The organism is Aeromonas sp. s1(2024), from assembly GCF_040908005.1.
Taxonomy (GTDB): Bacteria; Pseudomonadota; Gammaproteobacteria; order Enterobacterales; family Aeromonadaceae; genus Aeromonas; species Aeromonas caviae.
The window spans coordinates 65,929-72,703 of sequence record NZ_JBFOCW010000029.1 but is presented as its reverse complement, the minus strand read 5'-3'; the positions used below and the strand labels follow the sequence as shown (position 1 = coordinate 72,703).

Sequence of the window (6,775 nt, the reverse complement as noted above, 5' to 3'; positions counted from 1 at the left end):
ACGCTGTAGCGCCGATGGTAGTGTGGCATTCGCCATGCGAGAGTAGGACACTGCCAGGCACCCAATTTTAGATTACGCATTGAGCGTGGTCTTTATCGGTTAGTGTGCTGATATGGCTCAGTCGGTAGAGCGCATCCTTGGTAAGGATGAGGTCCCCAGTTCGATTCTGGGTATCAGCACCATTAAATGAGAAAGCCTCCCAATCGGGAGGCTTTTTTGTATCTGCCTTTCGGCCATCCATCGCAAATTGCAGTCCTGCAATGTCGCACCTTCTTGTTGCTGACATATCTTCCCTTTCTATCCCGTATGCTTTCCGGGCGGCGCTTCTCTATTAAAGGGATCCGGGCTAAGTTGTGGATTGGCAAAGACAACTACGCTTTCGAAGGGGAAGAACATGCTGATTAGGAATGTGCGTCTGGCGGGCAGGGAAGGGATGTGGCAAATCCTCTGTCAGGGAGGCGTGATCCGGGCCATCGAGCCCATGAGCACTCAGCTGCTCTCTGCCCGCGAGCTTGATGGTGAGCAAGGCCTTGTCATCCCCCCCTTTATCGAACCGCACATTCACCTCGATACAACCCAGACGGCTGGCGAGCCGAGCTGGAACCTCTCCGGCACCCTGTTCGAGGGGATCGAGCGTTGGGCCGAGCGCAAGGCGCTGCTGACCCATGAGGATGTGAAACAACGCGCCATCCAGACACTGAAATGGCAGATTGCCAACGGCATCCAGTTCGTGCGGACTCACGTGGATGTTTCCGACCCCAATCTGGTCGCCCTGAAGGCGATGCTGGAGGTGCGGGAGGAGATGAAGGAGTGGGTGGAGCTGCAGATAGTGGCCTTCCCACAGGAGGGGATCCTCTCCTACCCCAACGGCAAGGCATTGCTGGAAGAGGCTCTCAAGCTGGGGGCCGACGTGATCGGTGCCATCCCCCATTTCGAGTTTACCCGGGAGTACGGGGTCGAGAGTCTGCACTACGTCTTCGATCTTGCGGAGAAATATCAGGTTCTGGTGGATGTGCATTGCGACGAAATCGATGACGAACAGTCCCGTTTTATCGAGACGCTGGCAACCTTGGCCTACGAGCGCGGTATTGGCCATAGGGTAACCGCCAGCCACACCACCGCCATGCACTCCTATAACGGAGCCTATGCCTCGCGGCTGTTCCGGCTGCTCAGGATGGCGGACATCAACTTCGTCGCCAATCCGCTGGTAAACATTCACCTGCAGGGGCGCTTCGATACCTATCCCAAGCGTCGTGGCATCACCCGGGTGAAGGAGATGCTGGAGGCGAACATCAACGTCTGCTTCGGCCACGACGACGTGTTCGATCCCTGGTATCCCATGGGCACGGCCAACATGTTGCAGGTGCTGCATATGGGGCTGCATGTCTGCCAGATCATGGGCTACGAACAGATCAACGACAGTCTCAAGCTGATCAGCTGTCACAGTGCCCGCACCCTGAACGTGCAGGATCGCTACGGCATCGAGGTGGGCAAGCCCGCCAACCTGCTGATCCTTCCTGCAGAGAATGGTTTCGATGCGGTGCGCCGCCAGGTGCCGGTATGTTATTCCATCCGTCATGGCAGAGTCATCGCCGATACTCGCCCGGCCGAGACGACCCTCCATCTTGTGAATCCAGAACGGGTAGACTTTCGCCGCTAGGGTCTTGCCGGGTCGATTAATTGCCCGGCTGTCCCCTGCTGTCGAGATTTTGCATAATGCCAACCTGACAATCTTGGAGACTGCTTGATGCAAACCTGGTTATTTGTCGCTGTCGGGGGCGCCTTCGGTGCCTGCCTGCGCTTTGGCATCGCCGAGCTGATGGCATGGCTGCTGGGACGCCACTTTCCCTATGGCACCCTGGTGGTCAACGTGGTGGGTTCCTTCATCATGGGGATTGCCTATGCCCTGATCAGCCATGGTCACGTGGTGGAACACCCGATGAAGCCATTGCTGATGGTGGGTATCCTCGGCGCCTTGACCACCTTCTCCTCCTTTGCCCTCGACACGGTCGTGCTGGCCCAGCAAGGGGCCTATCTGAAGGCGCTGCTCAATATCGGTCTCAATCTGTTCCTCTGTCTGGCCATGGTCGTGCTGGGTATGCAGTTGGTCGCAAGCCGGGTTTGAGGTGTCCGCACGCCATCGGCTCTGGTAAACTGGCGGCCATTCTTTGCTCTATGGGTATTTGAGGGATGTCGGAACAGACTACTACTACGCATTTTGGCTATAAAACCGTGGCAGCGACCGAGAAGGAAACCCTGGTCGCCGGTGTCTTTCATTCGGTAGCGGCCAAGTACGATCTGATGAACGATCTGATGTCGTTCGGCATCCATCGCCTCTGGAAGCGCTTTACCATCGACTGCTCCGGTGTCCGCAAAGGACAGAAGGTGCTGGATCTGGCTGGCGGCACAGGGGATTTGACCGCCAAGTTCTCCCGCATCGTGGGCGAGACCGGTCAGGTGGTCCTGGCGGACATCAACGACTCCATGCTGAAAGTGGGCCGCGACAAGCTGCGCAACCTGGGGGTGGCCAACAACGTCTCCTACGTACAGGCCAATGCCGAGGCGCTCCCCTTCCCGGACAACCACTTCGACGTCATCACCATCGGCTTCGGCCTGCGCAACGTCACCGACAAGGACAAGGCGCTTGCCTCCATGTTCCGGGTGCTCAAGCCGGGTGGCCGCCTGCTGGTGCTGGAGTTCTCCAAGCCGGTGAGCGAAGTGATCGCCAAGCTGTATGATCTCTACTCCTTCAAATTGCTGCCGAAAATGGGCGAAATCGTCGCGAATGACAGCGAAAGTTACAAATACCTGGCGGAATCCATCCGCATGCACCCGGATCAGCAGACCCTGGCAGGCATGATGGAGAATGTCGGGTTCGAACAGGTTGAGTTCTACAACCTGACCCAGGGCGTGGTTGCCCTGCACCGCGGTTACAAGTTTTAAGGTCGCCTATGCCGATGGATGCCATGGTCACCGCAGTGATCGAAACCAGCCTCAACCAGTTGCTGGCCCTGGACAAACAGAGCCCGGAGCGGCTGCGCAAGCTGACGGGCAAGGTACTCAAACTGGAGCTGCGCGAGCTCAAGCCGCTCTGGTTTGTCTTCTCGGAGCGCCGTCTGGATGTGCTGGCCAGGTTTGAAGGGGAGGCGGATGCGGTGCTGAGCCTCTCCCTGACCGCCCTCGGCCTGCTCAAAGAGCCTTCCGCCCTGACCCGCTATATCCGCGAGGAGAAGCTGGACCTGAGCGGTGACCCCCAGCTGGTGCAGGCATTCAGCGCCCTGCTTGGCGAGCTCGATATCGACTGGGAAGAGGAGCTGTCCCGCTACACCGGCGATGTGGTGGCCCACACCCTGTGCAGTGGTGCCCGTCAGGCTCGCCGTTTTGTGGGGCGAGAGTTGTGCCGTTCCCAGCGTCAAGTGGCCGAGTATTTGACCGAGGAGGCGAGGCTTGCCCCGGGTCCGCTGGAAGTGGCGAGCTTCAATGACGATGTCGAAGAGCTGGCCCAACAGATGAAGGCGATCGAGTTGCGGCTTGCCCGCCTCGAACAGCAGGTGAGCTGATGACCCCGAAGGAGTTCAAACGCCTCTATCGCATCGTCAGCATCCTGCTGGAACAGGGCATCGACGAGCTGGTGCCCGCCCGTTATCAGCCCTGGCCTGGCCGTCTGGCCCGTCGCAGTCTGTTCTGGCTCAAGAACAAGCAACAAGGCATGAGCCGTGGCGCCCGCATTCGCCTCGCCTTCGAGGCCCTGGGCCCCATCTTCATCAAGTTCGGCCAGATGCTCTCGACCCGCCGAGACCTGCTGCCTCCTGACATTGCCGAAGAGCTGGCCCTGCTGCAGGACAGGGTGCCTCCCTTCTGTGGTCAGGCCGCCCGTCGCCAGATAGAAGAGAGCCTGGGTTGCCCCGTCGAGACTCTGTTCGATGACTTCGACGAGACGCCGCTGGCATCCGCCTCCATCGCCCAGGTGCACACCGCCCGGTTGAAGGAGAACGGCCGCGAGATCGTCATCAAGGTGATCCGTCCCGATATCGAGCCGGTCATCGAGGCCGACCTGCGCCTGATGCAGGCCCTGGCCCGTCTGGTGGCCCGTTTCGTGCCCCAGAGCGGACGACTGCGCCCCGTCGAGGTGGTGGAGGAGTATCGCAAGACCATACTCGACGAGCTCAACCTGATGCGCGAAGCGGCCAACGCCATCCAGCTGCGCCGCAACTTCACCGGCTCCGAGGCGCTCTATGTGCCCGAGGTGTTCACGGACCATTGCCGTGAGCAGGTGCTGGTGATGGAGCGTATCTACGGCATTCCGGTCTCCGACATTGCCGCGCTGGAAGCCAACGGCACCAACATGAAGCTGCTGGCCGAGCGCGGGGTGGAGGTGTTCTTCACCCAGGTGTTCCGCGACAGCTTCTTCCACGCCGACATGCACCCGGGTAACATCTTCGTCTCTTTCGAACACCCGGAGAATCCGCTCTGGATCGGCATCGACTGCGGCATCGTCGGCACCCTCAACCGGGAAGACAAGCGCTACCTGGCGGAGAACTTCCTCGCCTTCTTCAATCGCGACTACCGCCGTGTGGCCGAGCTGCACGTGGAGTCAGGCTGGGTACCGCCCGATACCAAGGTGGACGAGTTCGAGTTCGCCATCCGCACCGTGCTGGAGCCCATCTTCGAGAAACCGCTCTCCGAGATCTCCTTCGGCCACGTGCTGCTCAATCTGTTCAACACCGCCCGTCGCTTCAACATGCAGGTGCAGCCGCAGCTGGTGCTGCTGCAAAAGACCCTGCTCTATGTGGAAGGGCTGGGTCGCCAGCTCTATCCCCAGCTGGATTTGTGGCAGACCGCCAAGCCCTATCTGGAGAACTGGATGCACGAGCAGGTCGGCCCCAAGGCGGTGTGGAATGCCATCAAGGAGAAGGCGCCGTTCTGGGCGGAGAAACTGCCGGAGCTGCCGGAGCTGGTCTATGAGACCCTGCGTCAGGCCCGCCATCAGCAGCACCACTTCGACCAGATGTTTGCCGATTTCCGTCGCCACAGTCGCCGTCAGGGGCAGGCCCGCTACCTCTTAGGGGTTGGAGCCAGCCTGCTGCTCGCGGGTGTATTCTTGCTGACCCAGAAACAACACATTGAGTGGGGACAAATCAGCCTCGCCGGCGCCGGGTTATGCTGGCTGCTGGGTTGGTTGCGAACCCGTTCCCATTAAATAACCTGCGCCATCGGGCGCCTATCCGGAGAGAAAGTCATGGGTGGTATCAGTATTTGGCAGTTGTTGATCATCGCAGTCATCGTCGTGCTGTTGTTCGGCACCAAGAAATTGCGCGGTATCGGCGGCGATCTGGGCGCGGCGGTCAAGGGGTTCAAGAAGGCGCTCTCCGATGAGCCGGCCGACACCAAACCCGAGCAGAAAGATGCCGAGTTTCCGACCAAGCAGTTGAACGAGACGGCCAGCAACGCCGAAGCCGCCAAGCAGAAAGACAAAGATCAGGCCTAAGCCATGTTCGACATCGGTTTTTGGGAGCTGGTCGTCATCGGCGTCGTCGCCCTGGTGGTGCTGGGCCCCGAGCGGTTGCCGGTCGCGATCCGCACCGCCAGCCACTGGATAAGGCTGATCCGCAGCACCGCCAACTCGGTCAAGGCCGAGCTTGAGCAGGAGCTCAAGTTGCAGGATCTGCACAACGATCTGAAGAAGGCCGAACGGTTGCAGATGAACAACCTGAGCCCCGAGTTGCAGGAGTCCATCGAGCAGTTGAAAGCGGCCGCCCAGTCGGTGAATCGTCCCTATCAGGGGGAGAACGAGATCCGCCCGCCTCGGGAGCCCGCCCAGGCTGAGCCAGCCATTCCGGTGGCGGCCTCGGTGCCCGCGACCCCAGAGGTGCCACCGGTCAACAGCCAGCGAGAGAGCGAGCCTGTGCTTGCCAGCGAGTCCGCAGCCAGAGGGGAGGTGAAGCCATGAGTCAGGCAGAACAACCCCTCATCAGCCATCTGGTGGAGCTGAGAACCCGTCTGCTGCGCGCCATCTCCGCCATCCTGCTGGTGTTCATCGCGCTCATCTACTTCTCCAACAACATCTACGACTTCGTGGCCCAGCCGCTGCTCAGCCAGTTGCCGGCAGGCACCAGCATGATAGCGACGGATGTGGCGACGCCCTTCATCACGCCCATCAAGCTGACCCTGGTGGTCTCCTTCTTCGTGGCGATCCCCTATCTGCTCTATCAGGCCTGGGCTTTCATCGCACCCGGTCTGTACCAGCACGAACGGCGGCTGATCCTGCCCCTGGTGGCCTCCAGCGCAGTGCTGTTCTACGCGGGGATGGCGTTCGCCTACTACGTGGTGTTCCCCCTGGTGTTCGGCTTCTTCACCAGTACCGCCCCCGCCGGGGTGACGGTGGCGACCGACATCGCCAGCTACCTGGACTTCGTGCTGACCCTGTTCTTCGCGTTCGGGGTGGCGTTCGAGATCCCGGTGGCCACCATACTGCTCTGCTGGACCGGGGTGACCACCCCCAGGAGCCTGAAGGAGAAGCGCCCCTACGTCATCGTCGGGGTCTTCGTGGTCGGCATGTTGCTGACGCCGCCCGATGTCTTCTCCCAGACCCTGCTCGCGATCCCCATGTGGGGCCTGTGGGAGATAGGTCTGTTCTTCGCCCGCTTCTACGTGAAGAAAGAGGACGAAGAGCAGCAACAAACGGAAGAGGGGAGCTGAGGCTCCCTTCCTCTTTTCATGCATCCGTTCGAGGCGTATGGTAAGGCTCCATCGAGTAGATGGTTTTCAAATGCCT

8 protein-coding genes and 1 tRNA gene are annotated in these 6,775 nt (G+C 60.2%); all 9 read left to right on the top strand.

Annotated elements, in window-relative coordinates:
* Nucleotides 1-106: 106 nt before the first annotated feature.
* The 9 genes from AB5Y70_RS07495 to tatC all read left to right on the top strand — a co-directional run bounded on the left by AB5Y70_RS07495 (nucleotide 107) and on the right by tatC (nucleotide 6,699).
* Nucleotides 107-182, top strand: a tRNA-Thr gene (locus AB5Y70_RS07495).
* 212 nt (nucleotides 183-394) lie between these two features.
* On the top strand, nucleotides 395-1,660 hold the full coding sequence (locus tag AB5Y70_RS07490; protein WP_049636357.1) for a cytosine deaminase: 1,266 nt from the start codon (nucleotides 395-397) through the stop codon (nucleotides 1,658-1,660).
* Between the two features lie 87 nt (nucleotides 1,661-1,747).
* The gene (gene crcB / locus AB5Y70_RS07485; protein ID WP_039041077.1) at nucleotides 1,748-2,125 is read left to right on the top strand and encodes a fluoride efflux transporter CrcB; all 378 of its coding nucleotides are present in this window, start codon (nucleotides 1,748-1,750) and stop codon (nucleotides 2,123-2,125) included.
* Between the two features lie 65 nt (nucleotides 2,126-2,190).
* Nucleotides 2,191-2,943 carry a bifunctional demethylmenaquinone methyltransferase/2-methoxy-6-polyprenyl-1,4-benzoquinol methylase UbiE gene (ubiE, locus tag AB5Y70_RS07480; protein WP_039041078.1) on the top strand — a complete coding sequence of 251 codons (753 nt, stop codon included), beginning with the start codon at nucleotides 2,191-2,193 and terminating at the stop codon, nucleotides 2,941-2,943.
* Nucleotides 2,944-2,951: 8 nt separating this feature from the next.
* A complete protein-coding gene (locus AB5Y70_RS07475; RefSeq protein WP_029313421.1) occupies nucleotides 2,952-3,560 on the top strand; it encodes an SCP2 domain-containing protein in 609 nt (202 codons plus the stop codon).
* A complete protein-coding gene (ubiB, locus tag AB5Y70_RS07470; protein WP_010672357.1) occupies nucleotides 3,560-5,200 on the top strand; it encodes a ubiquinone biosynthesis regulatory protein kinase UbiB in 1,641 nt (546 codons plus the stop codon). The genes AB5Y70_RS07475 and ubiB overlap by 1 nt, the downstream gene beginning before the upstream one ends.
* A 39-nt stretch (nucleotides 5,201-5,239) precedes the next feature.
* The gene (tatA, locus tag AB5Y70_RS07465) at nucleotides 5,240-5,488 is read left to right on the top strand and encodes a Sec-independent protein translocase subunit TatA (protein WP_010672358.1); all 249 of its coding nucleotides are present in this window, start codon (nucleotides 5,240-5,242) and stop codon (nucleotides 5,486-5,488) included.
* 3 nt (nucleotides 5,489-5,491) lie between these two features.
* Nucleotides 5,492-5,950 (top strand): Sec-independent protein translocase protein TatB, encoded by a 459-nt coding sequence (tatB, locus tag AB5Y70_RS07460; protein WP_049636358.1) that lies wholly within the window; start codon nucleotides 5,492-5,494, stop codon nucleotides 5,948-5,950.
* Nucleotides 5,947-6,699, top strand: a complete 753-nt coding sequence (gene tatC / locus AB5Y70_RS07455; RefSeq protein ID WP_010672360.1) for a twin-arginine translocase subunit TatC — start codon at nucleotides 5,947-5,949, stop codon at nucleotides 6,697-6,699. Before tatB ends, tatC begins: the two co-directional genes overlap by 4 nt.
* Nucleotides 6,700-6,775: the final 76 nt, after the last annotated feature.

Excerpts from the sequence above, each read along its gene's own strand:
- AB5Y70_RS07490 (WP_049636357.1), top strand. The coding sequence starts at position 395 with ATGCTGATTAGGAATGTGCGTCTGGCGGGCAGGGAAGGGATGTGGCAA.
- crcB (WP_039041077.1), top strand. The coding sequence starts at position 1,748 with ATGCAAACCTGGTTATTTGTCGCTGTCGGGGGCGCCTTCGGTGCCTGC.
- ubiE (WP_039041078.1), top strand. The coding sequence starts at position 2,191 with ATGTCGGAACAGACTACTACTACGCATTTTGGCTATAAAACCGTGGCA.
- AB5Y70_RS07475 (WP_029313421.1), top strand. The coding sequence starts at position 2,952 with ATGCCGATGGATGCCATGGTCACCGCAGTGATCGAAACCAGCCTCAAC.
- ubiB (WP_010672357.1), top strand. The coding sequence starts at position 3,560 with ATGACCCCGAAGGAGTTCAAACGCCTCTATCGCATCGTCAGCATCCTG.
- tatA (WP_010672358.1), top strand. The coding sequence starts at position 5,240 with ATGGGTGGTATCAGTATTTGGCAGTTGTTGATCATCGCAGTCATCGTC.
- tatB (WP_049636358.1), top strand. The coding sequence starts at position 5,492 with ATGTTCGACATCGGTTTTTGGGAGCTGGTCGTCATCGGCGTCGTCGCC.
- tatC (WP_010672360.1), top strand. The coding sequence starts at position 5,947 with ATGAGTCAGGCAGAACAACCCCTCATCAGCCATCTGGTGGAGCTGAGA.